This window comes from Aequorivita echinoideorum (genome assembly GCF_018476645.1).
Taxonomy (GTDB): Bacteria; Bacteroidota; Bacteroidia; order Flavobacteriales; family Flavobacteriaceae; genus Aequorivita; species Aequorivita echinoideorum.
Window position 1 is genome coordinate 267,529 of the sequence record NZ_JAHCTB010000003.1, and the last position, 17,858, is coordinate 285,386.

Sequence of the window (17,858 nt, forward strand, 5' to 3'; positions counted from 1 at the left end):
AATACCACAACTTTTAATGCTTATAGACAACCACAATAGAACCATTGATTACTTACGGCTTGCAGTAACAGACCGTTGCAATTTGCGCTGTAACTATTGCATGCCAGAAAATGGTATCAATTTCGTGAAAAGTGATCGCTTGCTATCTATTGATGAACTTTATAGGCTCAGCAAAGTACTTGTGGATCAAGGAATTCGCAAAATACGAATTACCGGTGGTGAACCTTTTATGCGAAAGGATTTAATGATTTTATTACGAAAACTCTCTGCCATTCCGCAATTGGAGGATATCAGCATGACGACCAATGCTACGCTCATTGGCAACCACATTTTAGAATTAAAAGAACTGGGAATCAAAAACATCAATGTAAGTTTGGATGCCATAAATCCCGAAACTTTCAATAGAATTACCCGCAGAAGCCAATTTGAAACAGTTTATGGAAATCTAATAAAACTCATTCAGGAAGGTTTTAATGTGAAGGTGAATTTTATCGCTTTGGACGGCCAAAATACGGACGATATAATTCCCATTTTAGAGAATTTGACCAAACATTATCCGGTATCCGTTCGATTTTTGGAAGAAATGCCATTTAATGGAGGTAGCAAAAAATTTAACGAAATAACTTGGAACCACAGAAAAATTTTTGAACATATAGCTTCACACTATCCCAGTATTTCAAAAATTTCTTCAGAAAAAACCTCAACTTCCATTAATTACCAAATAGAAGATTTTGCGGGTACATTCGGCATTATTCCCTCATTTACACGCAATTTCTGCGGAAGTTGCAATCGACTTCGCATTACCGCAACCGGTGATGTGATTACCTGCCTATATGCCAACGCCAGCAAAAATTTACGGGATATTTTGCGCGGTGAATCTTCAGAAGAAAAAATAAAGGAAGAAATTCTCGACGCCATAAAACACCGTGCAAAGAACGGTTTTGAAGCCGAAAAAAGAAACAAGAATATTTACGAAAATTCAATGACGAGCATCGGTGGATAAAAAACTTTCACATATAAATAAAGAAGGAAATGCAGAAATGGTGGACGTTTCCGGAAAAGAAACCACGGAGCGAATGGCAGTTGCTACAGGGAAAGTTTTATTTCCTCCTGAAATTTTTCAGCAACTGTCCGCCTCAAATTTTTTGAGCAAAAAAGGAAGCATCACACAAACTGCTGTGATTGCGGGCATTCAAGCCGTAAAAAAAACTTCAGATTTAATTCCGTTATGCCATCCGCTTCGGCTTTCAAAAATAGATATCAACATTTCATCCGCAGAAAATAGACTTGAAATTGAATGTACGGTAAAATGCAACGAGCGCACGGGGGTAGAAATGGAAGCACTTACAGGCGTTTCCGTTGCTGCACTCACCATTTATGATATGGTAAAAGCGCTAAGCCGCGATATTGAAATTTCAGAAATAAGGCTACGGAAAAAAACGGGAGGAAAAAGCGATTATGAAAACTGAATGCTACGGATTGGTACTCGCTGGGGGAAGAAGTACGCGAATGGGTGCGGACAAAGGAGAAATTGAATATCATGGCAAACCACACCGCGAATTTTTATATCAGTTATTGGAAAAATTTTGTGATGAAGTTTTTTTGAGCGTGAGACCGAACCAAACAGAAAATTTGAATCATAATTTTAAAACAATCACAGATACCGATGCATTTCGTGGGCCGTTCAATGGTCTCTTCAGCGCACACAAAAAATATCCAAAAGTAGCGTGGTTGGTGGTCGCAACAGATTTACCATTGTTCAATGAAACTGCGCTCCAGCAATTGATAAAATCACGCAATAAAAACAAAATCGCAACAGCGTTTGCCACAAAACAATCAGGTTTACCGGAACCGCTGTGCGCCATTTGGGAACCTTCAGCTTTTTCAAAAGCGGCGTCATTTTTTGAGGAACATCAAAGTAGCTGCCCAAGAAAATTTCTCATAAATTCAGATATTGAATTGATTTTTCCTGAAAATGATGATGTTTTAATCAATGCAAACAAACCGGAAGAATATCAATTAGCTTTAAAAAAACTACAAATTATTGAACCCTAAACGCTACATACGCCAAACTTCTCTGAAGGAATTTGGTAGTGTGAGCCAGAAAAAATTGTCGCTCGCAAAAGTTTTGGTCGTTGGTGTGGGCGGTCTGGGAGTTCCGGTTCTTCAATACCTCAACGCAATGGGAGTGGGCACTTTGGGCGTAATTGATAACGATTTTATCCATTTGGCGAACCTACAACGCCAAGTTTTATATTCTGAAAATGATCTTGGAAAAAGTAAAGCTGAAGTTGCTTCAAAAAAATTGAAAGCCCAAAATAGTGAGACAAATTTTATCATTTTCAAAGAAAAATTGCAAACAGAAAATGCACTTAACATTATTGAAAAATTTGATATAATTGTTGATGCTTCTGACAATTTTCCCACACGCTATTTAATCAATGACGCTTGTGTAATTTCGAATAAACCTTTTGTTTATGGGGCTCTTCAAGCATTTGAAGGTCAAGTGAGCGTGTTTAATTATAAAAATGGTCCCACATATAGATGCTTATTTCCAAAGATGCCATCTGCGGAAGAGATCCCGGACTGTAACGTTAATGGAGTTTTAGGCGTTATTCCAGGAATTATTGGTTGTCTGCAAGCATTGGAAGTTGTGAAAATAATTACTGAATTAGGTGAAATACTTTCAGGAAAATTATTGCTTTTTGATGGATTAACCCAAAAACAACAAAGCATAAATTTTAAGCTGAAACCAGAAAATTTACAGATTTCCGAACTTCAAAGTAATTATGGTTTCAATGAATCTTCACAGATAAATTCAATTTCAGCAACAAATTTTTTGAAACTTCAGAATTTTGATGATTTTCAAGTGATTGACGTTAGAAATGCAGATGAAATAGATTTTCAAAAACAGAAAAAATTATTTCCAAAAAACTGGATACATATTCCGTTGACTGATTTGGAACGAAGAATATCTGAGATAAATCTTCAGCAGAAAACGTATTTTGTGTGCCAATCGGGAGTTCGCAGTAAAAAGGCCATTTCACTATTGAAAAACAATTCTTCCCCAGAAAATTTGATCAATATTGAAGGTGGAATGAACGCATTGAACGAAATTTCGATTAAAATATGATATGAAAAACCACACCCTTTCATATAAAACTGGAATTTATTTTTTCTTCCTAATTGCTTTTCTTTTTAGTAGTTGCGCTGAAAAAAGAGTAGATAAAATTAGAATTGCAACTGCTGCGAATATGCAATTTGCAATGAATGATCTTGCGGAAAAATTCAAGGAAAATACTGGGATTGAAAGTGAAATTTTGACAAGCTCTTCCGGAAAACTTACCGCACAAATCGAGGCAGGTGCACCATTTCATATATTCGTTTCGGCAGATATGAAATATCCGAATACGCTTTTCAACAAAGGCTTCGCAGACGAAAAACCAAAAATTTATGCTTACGGAAATCTGGTTTTGTGGACACTAAATAATTCAATTAATCTTACACTGGAAAATTTGCTCGACCCGAATGTGAAACATATAGCAATCGCGAATCCACAGACGGCGCCATACGGTCGCGCAACTGAGGAATATCTACGAAAATCAGGAATTTATGATAGCTTGCGGCCAAAATTTGTTTACGGCGAAAGCATTTCCGTGGTAAATCGTTATATCCACTCCCGCTCCGCAGAAGTTGGATTCACCGCAAAATCTGTTGTTCTTTCGCCACAAATGAAAAACGAGGGAAAATGGATTGAAATTGCCCAAGAAAATTATGGCAAAATTGAGCAGGGCGCGCTTTTGCTGAAAAATAAAAGCAATGAAGAAAATGCGAAAAAATTCTATGATTTTCTATTTTCTGATGAAGCGAAGCTTATTTTGGAACGTTATGGATATTCAACAAAATGAATAGAATTCCCGCAGAAATAACAGCCATAAATACTGCTGGAAATCTCTCGGAAGTCCAATTGACTTCCGGTGAAATAAAATTTACGGTTCTTTTAGTTGAAACGCCAGAGACCGCGCCTTATTTGAAAATTGGCTCTCGAATGACATTGTTGTTCAAAGAAACTGAAGTTATTCTAGCCGAAAATTCCGCAGTCAACGTAAGCATCCAAAATAGATTTCATGGAACAATTTCAGAAATAAAAAAAAGTGAAATTCTTTCCGAAATTATTTTAAAAACTGCGGTTGGAACGGTGAAATGCTTAATTTCCACTTCCCAGCTTGCAACTCTTCCGTTTTATGAAGGACAAGAAGTTGCTATCTTCGTAAAAGCCAATGAAATTATGTTATCCGAATGATTTGGGAATCTTTATGGTTGACTTTTAAACTAGCATTTGTAACAACAATTTTGCTTTTTTTGTTGGGAACACCGCTTGCTTATTGGCTATCGCGCACGAAAACACGAAGCAAACCTATTTGGGAAGCGTTGATTAGCATGCCATTAATTTTGCCTCCAACCGTTTTAGGTTTTTATTTGCTCGTGGCTTTCGGGCAATCTAGTTTCCTGGGTAGTTTTCTTCAAAATTTATTAGGCCTTAATATGGTTTTTTCTTTTGAAGGTCTGGTTTTTGCCTCTATAATTTACAGTCTCCCATTTATGATTCATCCCATTCAGGCTGGATTTTCTGGTCTTCCCATTCACTTAAAGGAAGCCTCTTACAGTTTGGGAAAATCAAAAACCATTACATTTTTTAAGGTTTTGCTTCCCAATATAAAACCGGCGCTCCTCACAGGAATCGTGCTTTCATTTGCGCATACCATTGGTGAATTTGGTGTGGTTTTGATGATTGGCGGCAACATTCCCAGTGAAACCCGGGTGGCGTCCATTGCCATTTACGATGAAGTGGAATCGCTTAACTACGCTGCTGCCAACCAACTTTCCCTTATTTTATTTGTAATTAGTTTTGCTATTTTGCTTGGAGTTTATTTGCTGAATAACAACACGTTTAAAAGTTTTTGGAAATGATAAAAGCGACCCTCCAAAAAACACTGAATTCTGCTGAAGGCAAAATGCTTTTGGATGTTTCAATGGATTTGGAACAAGGTGATTTTGTTGTTATTTATGGAAATTCCGGTGCCGGAAAAACTTCCATTTTGAGAATGATTGCGGGTTTGCTTTTACCTGAAAATGGGACAATTGAAGTTAATGGAAGTACGTGGTTTCACGCTTCCAAAAAAATTAATCTTTCTCCGCAAAAGCGAAATATTGGTATCGTTTTTCAAGATTATGCGCTTTTTCCAAACATGACGGTTGAGGAAAATTTGAATTTTGCGCTTGGTAAAAATCAAAATAGAGATTTTGTGGAAGAGCTTTTAAACTTAATGGAACTTGAGAATTTAAGAGGACAGAGACCCCAAAATCTTTCTGGAGGTCAGCAACAACGCGTTGCTTTGGCGCGTGCTTTGGTTCGCAAACCTGAAATTTTATTTCTTGACGAGCCACTTTCTGCACTTGATCACAAATTGCGAAATAGATTACAGGACTATATTTTGCAAGTCCATAAAAAATACAATTTAACCACAATTTTGGTCAGCCACGATCCAGGCGAAATCATTAAAATGGCCAACAGAGTCTTGGTTTTGGAACAAGGAAAAATCACCAAAATAGGCACTCCGCTAGAGGTTTTCAGTTCCAAGAAATTAAGCGGCAAATTTCAGTTTACCGGAGAAGTTTTGGCGATAGATCGAGAAAGTTTGGTTTCAATTTTACATATTTTAATAGGAAATAACGTAATAAAAACGGTATGTTCTACTGACGAAATTTTGAATATCTCTGCCGGGGATAAGGTTGTGGTGGCTTCAAAAGCGTTTAACCCCGTTGTAACAAAAATCGAATAATTAAAAATAACGATGTGATTTCATATTCCGAAGCATTAGAAAATGTACTAAAAACCGCAACTGATTTTGGCGTTGAAAAAATTCCTTTGCTTGAAAGTGTCGGCAGAGTTTTAGATGAAAATATTACGGCAGATCGTGATTTCCCTCCTTTTGATCGTGTGACAAAAGATGGCATTGCGCTCAATTCTGATATCCTTATTTCAAAAAAAAAAACTATAAATATTGAAGCAATTTTTGCTGCTGGCAGCCAAGAAGGAATTCTAAAAAATAAGAATAACTGCGTGGAAATTATGACCGGCGCAATGCTTCCGAAAAATACGGACACCGTTATTATGTATGAAGATATTTCAATTGAAAACGGTGGAGCGACTTTAAAAAAATCCTTCAGCAAAGGGCAAAACGTTCATAAAAAAGGAAGCGATAGAAAAGCAGGTGAAGTAATTCTGAAAAAAAATAGAAAAATTACGGCTCGGGAAATTGGCGTTTTGGCGACTGTGGGCAAAACAGAAATACTAGTTAAAAAACTTCCTAAAATTGCGGTTATTTCCACAGGGGATGAGTTAATTTCAATTGATAGAACACCGCTTCCGCATCAAATTAGATCCTCGAACAATTATAGCCTTTATGCAGCTTTAGCCGAAGAAAATATTATTCCAAATCTTTTTCATTTAAAAGATGAAAAGACTGAAATGAAAGATTTTTTGGAAAACTTAGTGAAAGAATATGACATTCTATTATTGAGCGGCGGAGTTTCAAAAGGAAAATTTGATTTTCTGCCCGGCATTTTTGAAGAATTGAAAGTTGAAAAAATATTCCATCGTGTTTTGCAACAACCTGGAAAACCCTTGTGGTTTGGGAAACAGGAAGAAGAAAAAACGATTGTTTTTTCATTTCCTGGCAATCCTGTTTCAACCTTTGTTAATTTTCATATCTACTTTAAAAATTGGCTTCGGAAAAGTCTTCAAATTGAGGCAAAAAATGAACAGGTTTTTCTTTCGGAATTTGAAAACACGTCAACATTGACGCGGTTTCTTTTAGCTGAAATTATTTCAGAAAATGAAAAATTAACGGCCAAATTGATTGAAGGGAATGGCTCCGGAGATTTAATCAGCCTCACAAAAGCAGCTGGCGTTGTGATAATTCCGCCGAAAACTTCAATAAAAAATGAATCCGTAGATTTTATCAAATTTTAAAGATTTAGGCTACGCCAATCTCTTTTTTTGCCATAATCAATTTTTCTGGGGTGATGGGCAAATCGCGCATACGCTTACCGGTAGCATTGAAAATAGCATTTGCTATTGATGCCGCAACACTGGTGATGCCCAATTCCCCCACACCTTTTACTCCCATCGCGTTTGCAATTTTATCTTCTTCCGGGAGAAAAATGACTTCGATATTTGCCATATCCAAATTAACGGGAACGTGATAATCTGCAAAAGAGCGGGTTATGAAATTTCCGAAATTAGGCTCAACTCGAGTTTGCTCTGCAAGCGCCATCCCTGCGCCCATAGTAAGTCCGCCGATAATTTGCCCGAACGAAGTTTTTGGGTTCAAAATTTTTCCGCAGGCACCCACGTTTACCATTTTTTTTATACGGTACATTCCGGTGTCCTTATCTACCCAAACCTCACAAAAATTTGCACCGAACGAATACACCGAATGTTTTTCAAATTCTTCGGATGGCTCGGCGGTTCCTTCAGCTTCGAATTTATCCAATTTGTTATCAGTCAATAACTTTTCTACTGAAATTTCTTCATTCTCACCTACATTCAGCTTCTTTTTCAATTCCTTTATAGCATTCAAGCAAGCCATACGGGCGCCATTTGCAAAGGACGCAGCGCCCCAACTTCCACCTGAACCCGGAGTGACCGGAAAAAGGGAATCGCCAAGTTCCACATTTATTTGCTCCACGGGAATTTTTAAATATTCCGAAGCGGTTTGTGCAATAATTGTGTAGCTACCAGTCCCAATATCCGTAGCATCCATTTGAATTGTGGCATACACCGTTTGGTTTTTACGTTCCAAGATAACTTTTGACGATGTTTTTTGATATGGCGCACCACGGGATGCACCGCTAACCCCGTAGCCAATCAACCAGTTTCCATTTGTCTTGGTAGCCGGCTCCATATTTCTTTCCTTCCAACCGAATTTTTCAGCACCAATCCGTAAACATTCCTTGAGAAGACGCGAAGAAAACGGCTTATCATTGCTTAAATCTGTTTGGGTATCATTTTTTATTCTGAAATCAATTGGGTCCATTTTCAATTTCCAAGCTAGCTCATCCATGGCACATTCCAATGCAAAACTTCCGGTAGCCTCTCCGGGAGCACGCATAGCAAAGGGCGTTTGCAGATTGGTTGGCACAAGACGATGGGTCACCAGATTATTGGGAACTTTATAAAGCATTTTGGTCACCGCGCCGCACGATTCCTGAAATTCCTCATAGGTTGAAGTATGTGAAAGCGTTTCGTGTGAGAGTGCGGTCAAGGTTCCGTTCTTCTTTGCGCCAATCCGCATTTTTTGCTCATTGTATTGCCTAAGATTGGTATTGGTAAACATTTGATTGCGAGTCACAGTCAACTGTATGGGGCGCCCAACTTTTTTAGCAGCCATAATTGCCAAAATTACATGTTGCTTTGCAGCAAGCTTTGAACCAAAACCACCGCCAACGTACGGAGAAATAACCCGAACATTTTCTTTTGAAATCTGAAAAGTCTTTGCAATGGTTTTTGCCGCATTATCTATCATTTGCTGGCTTGCGTAGGCTTTCACTTTTCCATTTTCCCAAGTGGCGATAATGGCGTGAAGTTCCATTGGGTGATGGTGCTCGATGGGGGTATTGTAAGTCATTTCCAATTTCACATCAGCCTCGGCCAAACCTTCCTCTACATTACCACGGGAATAGTCAGATTCTTCTTTGGGGCGATATGCATCTTCCCTGTGATTCTTAAAATTTATTTTTGGAGTTTCCTTTTTATATTCAAATTTTACCAAGCGTGCTGCATATTGGGCCTGTTCAAAAGTTTCTGCAACGACTAACCCAATGTATTCGCCGTAGTAATGAATATTTGGACTTTGAAGAACAGGCTGAATGCTATCTACGTCCAGCACCGGTAATTTTTTATCAGAAGTTTTTAATTTTTCAGCATTTTTATAAGTGATAATTGCCAAAACACCTTTTTGTTTTTCCGCTTCGGAAGTATCTACAGAAATTATTTCACCCTTAGCAATAGTACTGGTAATTGCTTGGGCGTATACTTTATTTTCTATTTGAAATTCAGATGAATATTTTGCCTTTCCGGTTACCTTTAAATGGCCTTCTACCCTATCAATTGCATTTCCTATTCCCATTGACGTTTTTGTTTCCATAGTTAAATTTGGCTTTGATAGTGTTGAATTTTTATGCCTTTCTTTCAAAAGCTTGTGTGAGAGCCCTTTCGATTGCTTTTATACCTATTTCGATTTTATAAGAATTATCCGAAAGTGGGCGAGCGTCCTTCATTGCCAATTCCGCGGCTTTTTTAAAATTTTCTGAAGTCGGTTTTTTTCCTGTTAAAAATTCTTCCGAAGCAGTAAGTTTCCAAGGTTTGTGGGCAACACCGCCCATAGCCAATCCAGCTTTGGCAATACTTCCATCTTTAATTTGAAGTCCAGCCGCGACCGATATGAGCGCGAATGCATAGCTAGACCTTTCCCTAATTTTCAGATAATCATAGTGGTCTGAAAACATCGGTTCGGGCAATTCTATCGCTGTTATAAGTTCATTTGGTTCGAGGGAATTATCCAATTCTGGTTTATCTTCCGGCAAACGATGAAAATTTTTGAAGTCTATAGTTCGTGAATCACCCTCTGGTTTTTGAACCAGAACTTTGGCATCAAGCGCAGCTAAAGCCACACACATATCTGACGGATTCACTGCGATACATTTTTCATTCCAGCCAAAGATGGCGTGTTGACTGTTCATTCCATTTAATGCGCCACAACCCGTGCCCGGCTCACGCTTGTTGCACGGCATTGATGTTTCAAAAAAATAGGGACAACGCGTGCGCTGCAAAAGATTTCCGCCATTGGTGGCCATATTCCTAATTTGTGCCGTGGCCGCGGATAACATCGCCATGGAAAGCAATGGATAATTTTCTCGAATTTTTTGATGGTTTGCCGTATCTGCATTGCTTAACATTGCGCCAATGGTGTAACCGCCAGATTCATGTTCGGAAATTTTATTGAAATTTAAATCGGCTATCTCAACCAATTGCGAAGGGCGTTCCACATCCTCTTTCATTAAATCCAGCAAATTGGTCCCGCCACCCAAGTATTTTGAATTTTCTGTCGCTAATGCTGCTGTAAAGGCTTCCTTTTCATTCTGTGGATGTATGTATATAAATGGTCTCATTGTAATTTAATTTGTTGAATACGAATTTTGGAATCCTTCAATTTTGTGGTGATTTTGCTTTTTGCATCTGTGCCGCGCTTGCAAATTCCCACTTAGGTTTTTCTTCCTTTCCAGTGTTCACTTCCTTAATGGCCTGAACAATGTTGTTATAGGCTCCACACCTGCAAATATTACCCGACATACGTTCCCGGATCTCTTCCTCAGATAGTTCAACTTTCGACTGGTTTTCCTTGATATTTTCCGTTACGTAACTGGCGTCACCATTCTTTATTTCTTCCAAAAGTGCCACGGAAGAACAAATTTGTCCTGGAGTGCAATAACCACACTGGAAGCCGTCATGTTTAAGGAACGCAGCTTGAATGGGATGCAATCCACTTCCGTTTGCCAGACCTTCAATAGTAGTTATTTCTTTATTTTTACAAGAAGCTGCTAACGTAAGGCAGGAAAGTTTTCGCTTACCGTCAATGATTACGGTGCAAGCTCCGCATTGACCGTGGTCACATCCTTTTTTAGAGCCAGTCAATTTTAAATCCTCTCGCACTGCGTCGAGCAAAGTTTTTCGGGAATCCACAGTAAGATTGTGAGTTTCTTTATTGACCTGTAATGAAACGTGGATCTTATTTAAAAATGTTTTCATATTTTTTTGTTACAATTTTAAAGGTAGTGTTTCTTACTCGTGAGATTTTTGCCGAATGTGTTATCGTTTTGCTAAAATTTTTCAGCCCTGATAATTTTCCATTTTTGGTTTTCAGATAAAATTCGGAAAAAGATTAAATTAAATTCTTTATGCGTTAAAGATTAATTTTGAAAATATTATCTTTATAGTATTAGTAATCAACCTATTTAGGTAAAATCAAAAACCTATGTACTGGACAATTTTGTTTCTATTTTTTACAATAATTGCCGCCGTACTAGGTTTTCTTGGTATGGGGGACGGACCCATTTTCGAAGTTGAAATTGCTTTCTATATTTTGTCAGTTATGCTTTTATGCTCTTTTCTATTAGAAATACGCAGAAAGAAAAAGCATTACTACCAAAGGTAAACTTTAATTAACATTCAAATTTTGAATATTCAAAATGGAGATTGCATTCAAAATAAGCATGCGATGATGTTAAATTTCTTCCTAAAATAGTATATTTATCCAAATTTTTTAAGAGCCATAACTGTTGCATTTTTAGCTTGGATCCCCATGTTCGACACAATTTTTTGAGACAAATAAGTTAATTATTGTGTGTATATGCATTACAATTTTTTAAGACTTCATAGTATTTTGCGACCTATAAACAACCTACCACAATGAAATCCATACAAGTAAATTCACTTCCCCTTAAGGAAGTGATTGAAGATTTAGCTACCATTTTTTCTACAAAATTTTATGAGAATTGCGGAGAATATATACTTGAAATTCCAGAAAACATCGGGGAAGGTGTAATCCGGGGTATTAATTTTGAAGATGGTCTAGGGCTTTTGCATTATGATTGTTTGTTCAAGGAAGATATGGAAATCCATTTTATTATAAATAATGTGCATCCCCTCAAATTTTTATATGTGGAAGCCGGCGTGCTATACCATAGATTTGAAGACGAAGATACCGAGCACGAGATTGAACAGTTCCAAGATGCAATTGTAGCGAGCAGTAAACATAATGGCCATGTGCTTTCATTCAAGGCAAATCACAAAACAAAAATCAATAGCCTTGAAATTGATCGTGAAAAATTCCAAAGAAAAATGGAGTGCGATATTCAAAGTCTGGATGAAACGCTAGAAAAACTGTTTAGGGATATTAATGCCAAAGAAGCTTTTTACCATAAGGGAAATTACAGTTTGGGAATTGCGGATTTACTGCAGAATATGGAAGAATTTACTGCCGAAAATTTTATTAGGAAAATTTTTCTGGAAGGAATGGCAAACCAGATTTTAACGGAACAAATTCTTCAATATCAAGATGATCAACGCGATGAGGGCAGCAGAATGTTATTGCGTTCTTCAGAAATAAAGCAAGTGCGGTACATTGCCGGGCTTATTGAAAACAAAATTGCGGAGATACCAACTGTAGAATCGATGGCGAAAGATGCAGGATTGAATATTAATAAATTACAGACGGGCTTTAAAAAACTTTACGGCACCACCGTGAACAATTACGTGCAAAAGGTCAGACTAGATATGGCTAAAAGCCTACTGATGGGTACGGAATTCAGTATTTCAGAAATTGTTACGACCATTGGCCTCTCAAGCAAAAGTTATTTTTCCAAAATATTTAAGGAGAAATATGATATATCGCCATCAGATTTTCGAAACAACTATCGCAAAAACCTCTAAAATCAAAAAAACCTCCCAAGTGCAAACTTAAGGAGGTTTCTTTTTCTTTTTCGAAACAATTTTCTTTTGATGCTAAATTAGGCTATTGCTATGGCGATGCCTAACACTATTCAACTTATAATTAACGCAAACGTTTGTTTAACAAAACATTAGTAATTTGTAGTAATTTCAAGATATTGATTTTTAAAAACTCTCCGTGTGAAAGTCTAACTCAGTATAGTTACCTATCTTTGCCGTTTTAAAAAATTCTGCTATGTACACCAATGCTTTACAGGCTATTTCACCAATTGATGGACGTTACGCTTCAAAAACTGAGGCGCTAATCCCCTATTTTTCGGAGGAAGCACTAATTCGCTATAGAGTTCAAGTTGAAGTTGAATATTTTATAGCGCTTGCAGAATTGCCCTTAAAACAACTCGAAAAATTTGACCACAATCTTTTTCCGGTATTGAGAAAACTTTATCTGGAATTTTCTGTACAGGATGCGGTTGCCATTAAGGAAACTGAGAAAATTACGAACCACGATGTAAAGGCTGTCGAGTATTTTATAAAAGAAAAATTTGATTCGCTCAATCTTCAATCTTTTAAGGAATTTATACATTTTGGGCTTACATCGCAGGATATAAATAATACTGCCATACCACTTTCATTGAAGGATGCCATAAATGAAGTTTATGTACCATTACTCGCTGAAGTAAAAGCTAAATTAAAAGCGCTTGCCTCGGAATGGAGCAATGTTCCAATGCTCGCGAGAACACACGGCCAGCCAGCTTCTCCCACACGTTTGGGAAAAGAAATCGAGGTTTTTGTGGTACGTATCGAGGAACAATTCAATTTAATGAATGATATTAAAAGTGCGGCGAAATTTGGTGGTGCAACGGGAAATTTCAATGCACACAGCGTTGCATATCCAGATATTGATTGGAAGGAATTCGGTAGAAATTTTGTACAAAATACACTAGGTCTTCATTATTCATTTCCCACTACCCAAATTGAACATTACGACCATATGGCTTCTTTGTTTGATTGTTTGAAGCGAATAAATACAATCTTCATTGACTTCAATCGGGATATCTGGACGTATGTTTCCATGGATTATTTCAAACAAAAAATAAAAAAAGGCGAAGTAGGTTCTAGCGCGATGCCGCATAAAGTAAATCCCATAGATTTTGAAAACAGCGAGGGAAATTTAGGAATTGCCAATGCACTTTTTGAACATCTTTCGGCCAAATTGCCCATTAGCCGTTTGCAGCGTGATCTTACGGATAGCACGGTGTTACGAAATATTGGTGTGCCAGTGGGCCATACGTTGATTGCGCTTCATTCCACGCTGAAAGGTTTAAATAAATTGCTATTGAACGAATCTAAATTTGCCGAGGATTTGGAAAATAATTGGGCAGTTGTGGCAGAGGCCCTTCAAACAATCTTAAGACGCGAAGGGTATCCAAATCCTTATGAAGCCTTGAAAGGCTTAACTCGAACCAATGAGCGCATTAACCAAACTTCCATCGCAAATTTTATTGAAACTTTAGAAATTCCTGAAAGCGTAAAAGCCGAAATGCGCAAAATTTCACCATCAAGCTATACGGGAATTTAATTTTCAGAAAACAAAAAGACTTCAGCCAAACGAATGGCTGAAGTCTTTTTCAAACAAAATTCAACTAAAAATTATCCTTTAAACATTTCACCCAAACCACTTAATTGGGATAAATCCATCTTTCCATTTTCCAAGGAATTCATAAGCTTCAACATTTGATCTGGCCTCATATTTTCACCCAATAGCCTGAAGACCGCAAAGCCTTTTTCATTATCGCTTGCAAAAACGATTACCTCATCAATAGCGTCTTCATCACCCATATATTTCAATGTTGCATTCCATTCAGCACTTTTAATACGGGTCAACTCCTTGTATTGTTCCTGATCGAGTATAGTCTCAAGTTTTCCCTTTTCAGTTTCATATTCTGAAATATTGCCATCCTTTATTGGGTATGCAACAACGTTCACTTTTTTGATGGTTTTCCAAATTTCCTTTTCCTCTTCTGAAAAATTGCTGGAATTGTTCTGCAGTAAACTTGCCGCAACATCCATTTTCAGAAATTTATCGTTGTCCTGCTTATCGACCAAATATTGTTGCAGTGATTCATTTTTACAACCTGCCAATGCAAATGCAGCAAAAAATGCGATTGCTATATATTTTGAAAATTTCATAATCACGATTTTTTATTCTTGTCAATATTTTTAAGCTCTTCACTTCCAGGAATTTTTAAATCCTGCGTCAGTTTTGATATTTTTTTCAAATCTATATCTCCGGTAATGCTCATAATAACAGTCATTTTCTTCCCTTCCACTATTCCATCAAGGTGCATCAATAGCTCGCTAACGTAATTTTCACTTTTACCTTCTTTACTGTAAAATTTTATGTTTTTTCCATCATCTTTTACGCGCATAAGTTCAGAAAGGTCTTTTGAGGCCGAAATATATTTGTTTACGGCCGCATCCATTTTTTGTGAAAGCGCTGGATTTTCGGTAGTGTAGATTTTAATATTTTCAAGGCTTTCCACCAATTTTAGATATTCCTTTGCTTCCGGGTCTGTAGAATTTAAATCCATTTTGCTCAAAAGCTTGAACATATTTTTAGTAACAACCACTGCGGTCACATCTTTTTCATTTTCAAAAGAATCGAAAGCATTTTGTGCTGAAGCCAATAATGGCGAGACTAAAAGGCAAAAAATAATCGCTATTTTTTTCATAATTAATTCTGTTTAGGTTTATTTTAAAAATTTGTTTTTTGAAACTGTAAATTCATCCACAAGGTCCAGCTGCCCGGCTCCTTTATTGAGGTTTTCAGATAGTAGCATCATAGCCTGCTTACTTTTTTCAAATGCCACCAATGCCTCTTTTTCCTCTGCCGTAAGCTGTGGCTGTGATAGATAAAATGCGCCAACGCCAAAAGCTATAATGAGCAAAGCCGCAACCGAGTACCACCAAGGTTTGATACCCGATGTTTTGATCTCAAAAGTATCCAGCTGTTGTTTGGATTTTTCCATTCCCGCCACGTGCAGCCCTACAAATATGGGCTTGTATTGCAGTAGATGCTCGGCTACCCTATGATTATTGAAATAATCTTTCAAAATTTTTTCTTCCGAAAGGCTCGTGTTTCCTTCAAAATAGGCATTGAGCAGATTTTCTATTTTATTTGATTCCATAGTTATATTTTTTTATCAATGCATCCCGTACTGATTTTCTGGCTCGGGACAGTGCCACGCGGATTGCGGTCTCATTACTATCTAATATTTTTGCTATTTCTGAAAATTCAAATTGTTCCACATCCCGTAATTGAAGGACGATTTTCTGCTGTTCCGGTAGCGTTTCCATGATTTTGAAAACCATCTCCACACCGTTATTTGCTTCCACCGAGCGCTCCAAATTTTCTGAAGCGTGATAGTTGGAATGCACAATTTTCAAATTTGATGCCTGTTTTGATTTCAATCGGTCCAAACAATAATTTTTGGTCATGGTTACGGCAAAAGCCTCGGCACTGTTATAATTTTTGATGTTTTCCTTCCCTTTCCACAATTTCAGAAAAATTTCCTGCACCGCATCTTCCGCTTCGTCTTGGCTTACCAAAATCCGTTTTGCCAAACGATATAGTTTGTCCTTGAAAGGAACTATATTCTGAATAAATTCGTTTTTGGTCATTTTTGGTTGGTTTGGGTTGCCAGTCTATTTTTATGACGAATGGGCCAATTTTTTGTTACATTGAATTTTGATGGATATAATTAATCGCCCTAAATCCTATAGTTTAAAAGAATATTCGCTCAAAAAACATATTTTTACAACTACAATAATATTTCATACTTTCCAGTTTTAATAATACACTTTAAACCCATACTATGAAAAGAAAATTTTTCATTCCCCTTATTCTTTTTTCTACGCTTTTAGTTTCGTGTTTTGAAGATATGGATGATAATATAAATACAGCTTCTACGCTGGAAATTCAAAATTTCATTTACAGAGGTCTCAATTTTTTCTATTTATATAAAGCTGATACTCCAGAACTTGCGAATGATGCCTTTGCTACCGATGCTGATAGAAATGCTTTTTTGGAAAGTTTTGACACCCCCGAATCACTTTTTGAATATTTGCGATCGCCACAGGATCGTTTCAGCAACCTTTATAGTGATTACCGTGTTATTGAAGATGCCCTGAATGGAATTTCACTAAGCAACGGAATGGAATTTGGGCTCGTTTTTTATCCAGACAATAGCGGGAATGTTTTCGGCTATGTGCGCTATGTACTTCCCAATTCCTCGGCCTCTGCTGCCGGACTTCAGCGTGGCGACCTTTTTACGCAAGTTGATGGACAACAGTTGACTGAATCCAATTTTAACGATTTGCTTTCTCCAGATAATTATTCGATTGCTTTGGCTACGTATGATGGAACCGATTTCAATTTGACTGGAGAATCCGTCCAGCTTACCAAAGTCCAATACAATGAAAATCCAGTTTATAGGATTAAAACGCTGGACATCAATGGCCAGAAAATTGGTTATTTAATGTACAATGCTTTTACCCAGAGTTATGAAACCGATTTGAATGCGGCATTTTCTCAATTTCAGGCAGAAGGCGTTACAGATTTAGTGGTTGATTTGCGCTACAACAGCGGAGGTTCAGTTTCAAACGCCACGGATCTTGCGAGTATGATTACCGGACAATTCAACGGTCAAATATTTTATCAAGAATTTTGGAACGAGGACAGGCAAGAAGATTATGCGGAAAACGGACTTTTTGATAATACGTTAAATAATGGAAATTCAATTAATAGTTTAAACCTTACCAGCGTCTATTTTATAACCACGCGCAGAACAGCATCTGCCAGTGAATTGGTTATAAACGGGTTAAAACCATATATTGATGCGGTACAAGTGGGCGATACCACGACAGGAAAATTCCAGGCCTCGTTCCTACTTTACGATGCTCCGGCGCCCGGTTTCAATAGAAATGCAGCAAACCCAAACCACACCTATGTTATGTTGCCGTTGGTTTTCAAAACCGCAAATGCTTCCGGAACAACGGATTATGTGGATGGCCTTTTCCCAGATATTCAACAACGTGAGGATTATTTTAATCTTGGGCAATTGGGCGACGAGAACGAACCGCTTTTGGCAGCAGCCTTAAATCAAATTGCGGGAAGACCGATGCCAGCAAACAGAAATTTCAAAAATTTAAAGGAATTTTCTGGAAGTAATGCCAAATCACCGCTTTATGAAATTATGGTGGATACGCCTCGATAATTTTTAGA

19 protein-coding genes are annotated in these 17,858 nt (G+C 37.5%); 12 read left to right on the forward strand and 7 right to left on the reverse strand.

Features of this window, described 5'->3' with window-relative positions:
• The first annotated feature begins 16 nt into the window (after positions 1 to 16).
• From moaA to KIV10_RS08050, 9 genes are read left to right on the forward strand one after another with little or no spacing between them, the layout of a single operon-like run.
• The gene (gene moaA, locus KIV10_RS08010; RefSeq protein ID WP_214112986.1) at positions 17 to 1,003 is read left to right on the forward strand and encodes a GTP 3',8-cyclase MoaA; all 987 of its coding nucleotides are present in this window, start codon (positions 17 to 19) and stop codon (positions 1,001 to 1,003) included.
• Positions 996 to 1,469 carry a cyclic pyranopterin monophosphate synthase MoaC gene (gene moaC / locus KIV10_RS08015; RefSeq protein ID WP_214112987.1) on the forward strand — a complete coding sequence of 158 codons (474 nt, stop codon included), beginning with the start codon at positions 996 to 998 and terminating at the stop codon, positions 1,467 to 1,469. Before moaA ends, moaC begins: the two co-directional genes overlap by 8 nt.
• The gene (locus KIV10_RS08020; protein WP_214112988.1) at positions 1,459 to 2,055 is read left to right on the forward strand and encodes an NTP transferase domain-containing protein; all 597 of its coding nucleotides are present in this window, start codon (positions 1,459 to 1,461) and stop codon (positions 2,053 to 2,055) included. The genes moaC and KIV10_RS08020 overlap by 11 nt, the downstream gene beginning before the upstream one ends.
• Complete coding sequence (locus KIV10_RS08025; protein WP_214112989.1) at positions 2,045 to 3,133, forward strand: HesA/MoeB/ThiF family protein; 1,089 nt, start codon at positions 2,045 to 2,047, stop codon at positions 3,131 to 3,133. The genes KIV10_RS08020 and KIV10_RS08025 overlap by 11 nt, the downstream gene beginning before the upstream one ends.
• Position 3,134: 1 nt before the next feature.
• A complete protein-coding gene (gene modA, locus KIV10_RS08030) occupies positions 3,135 to 3,908 on the forward strand; it encodes a molybdate ABC transporter substrate-binding protein (RefSeq protein ID WP_214112990.1) in 774 nt (257 codons plus the stop codon).
• Positions 3,905 to 4,303 (forward strand): TOBE domain-containing protein, encoded by a 399-nt coding sequence (locus KIV10_RS08035; protein WP_214112991.1) that lies wholly within the window; start codon positions 3,905 to 3,907, stop codon positions 4,301 to 4,303. Before modA ends, KIV10_RS08035 begins: the two co-directional genes overlap by 4 nt.
• On the forward strand, positions 4,300 to 4,971 hold the full coding sequence (modB, locus tag KIV10_RS08040; RefSeq protein ID WP_214112992.1) for a molybdate ABC transporter permease subunit: 672 nt from the start codon (positions 4,300 to 4,302) through the stop codon (positions 4,969 to 4,971). Before KIV10_RS08035 ends, modB begins: the two co-directional genes overlap by 4 nt.
• Complete coding sequence (locus KIV10_RS08045) at positions 4,968 to 5,843, forward strand: ABC transporter ATP-binding protein (RefSeq protein ID WP_214112993.1); 876 nt, start codon at positions 4,968 to 4,970, stop codon at positions 5,841 to 5,843. Before modB ends, KIV10_RS08045 begins: the two co-directional genes overlap by 4 nt.
• A gap of 14 nt (positions 5,844 to 5,857) precedes the next feature.
• The gene (locus KIV10_RS08050; protein WP_214112994.1) at positions 5,858 to 7,036 is read left to right on the forward strand and encodes a molybdopterin molybdotransferase MoeA; all 1,179 of its coding nucleotides are present in this window, start codon (positions 5,858 to 5,860) and stop codon (positions 7,034 to 7,036) included.
• A gap of 4 nt (positions 7,037 to 7,040) precedes the next feature.
• Here KIV10_RS08050 and KIV10_RS08055 read toward each other — a convergent pair whose 3' ends face one another.
• From KIV10_RS08055 to KIV10_RS08065, 3 genes are read right to left on the reverse strand one after another with little or no spacing between them, the layout of a single operon-like run.
• On the reverse strand, positions 7,041 to 9,212 hold the full coding sequence (locus KIV10_RS08055; RefSeq protein WP_214112995.1) for a xanthine dehydrogenase family protein molybdopterin-binding subunit: 2,172 nt from the start codon (positions 9,210 to 9,212) through the stop codon (positions 7,041 to 7,043).
• 31 nt (positions 9,213 to 9,243) lie between these two features.
• Complete coding sequence (locus KIV10_RS08060) at positions 9,244 to 10,236, reverse strand: FAD binding domain-containing protein (RefSeq protein ID WP_214112996.1); 993 nt, start codon at positions 10,234 to 10,236, stop codon at positions 9,244 to 9,246.
• Between the two features lie 37 nt (positions 10,237 to 10,273).
• The gene (locus tag KIV10_RS08065) at positions 10,274 to 10,873 is read right to left on the reverse strand and encodes a 2Fe-2S iron-sulfur cluster-binding protein (protein WP_214112997.1); all 600 of its coding nucleotides are present in this window, start codon (positions 10,871 to 10,873) and stop codon (positions 10,274 to 10,276) included.
• Positions 10,874 to 11,533: 660 nt separating this feature from the next.
• Here KIV10_RS08065 and KIV10_RS08070 point away from each other — a divergent pair.
• A complete protein-coding gene (locus KIV10_RS08070; RefSeq protein WP_214112998.1) occupies positions 11,534 to 12,556 on the forward strand; it encodes a helix-turn-helix transcriptional regulator in 1,023 nt (340 codons plus the stop codon).
• 253 nt (positions 12,557 to 12,809) lie between these two features.
• Positions 12,810 to 14,153, forward strand: a complete 1,344-nt coding sequence (gene purB / locus KIV10_RS08075) for an adenylosuccinate lyase (RefSeq protein WP_214112999.1) — start codon at positions 12,810 to 12,812, stop codon at positions 14,151 to 14,153.
• A 71-nt stretch (positions 14,154 to 14,224) separates the two neighbouring features.
• Here the strand turns inward: purB and KIV10_RS08080 are convergent, their stop codons facing one another.
• Genes KIV10_RS08080 through KIV10_RS08095 form a run of 4 tightly spaced genes read right to left on the reverse strand, consistent with a single transcriptional unit; the run spans position 14,225 to position 16,255 of the window.
• Positions 14,225 to 14,764: a DUF4252 domain-containing protein gene (locus KIV10_RS08080; RefSeq protein WP_214113000.1), complete on the reverse strand. Its 540-nt coding sequence runs from the start codon at positions 14,762 to 14,764 to the stop codon at positions 14,225 to 14,227.
• Positions 14,765 to 14,766: 2 nt separating this feature from the next.
• The gene (locus KIV10_RS08085; RefSeq protein ID WP_214113001.1) at positions 14,767 to 15,306 is read right to left on the reverse strand and encodes a DUF4252 domain-containing protein; all 540 of its coding nucleotides are present in this window, start codon (positions 15,304 to 15,306) and stop codon (positions 14,767 to 14,769) included.
• A gap of 18 nt (positions 15,307 to 15,324) precedes the next feature.
• Positions 15,325 to 15,762, reverse strand: coding sequence for a hypothetical protein (locus KIV10_RS08090; RefSeq protein ID WP_214113002.1), 438 nt, complete (start codon positions 15,760 to 15,762; stop codon positions 15,325 to 15,327).
• The gene (locus KIV10_RS08095; protein WP_214113003.1) at positions 15,749 to 16,255 is read right to left on the reverse strand and encodes an RNA polymerase sigma factor; all 507 of its coding nucleotides are present in this window, start codon (positions 16,253 to 16,255) and stop codon (positions 15,749 to 15,751) included. The genes KIV10_RS08090 and KIV10_RS08095 overlap by 14 nt, the downstream gene beginning before the upstream one ends.
• 194 nt (positions 16,256 to 16,449) lie before the next feature.
• Between KIV10_RS08095 and KIV10_RS08100 the strand changes: the two genes are divergently transcribed.
• A complete protein-coding gene (locus KIV10_RS08100; RefSeq protein WP_214113004.1) occupies positions 16,450 to 17,850 on the forward strand; it encodes a S41 family peptidase in 1,401 nt (466 codons plus the stop codon).
• Positions 17,851 to 17,858: the final 8 nt, after the last annotated feature.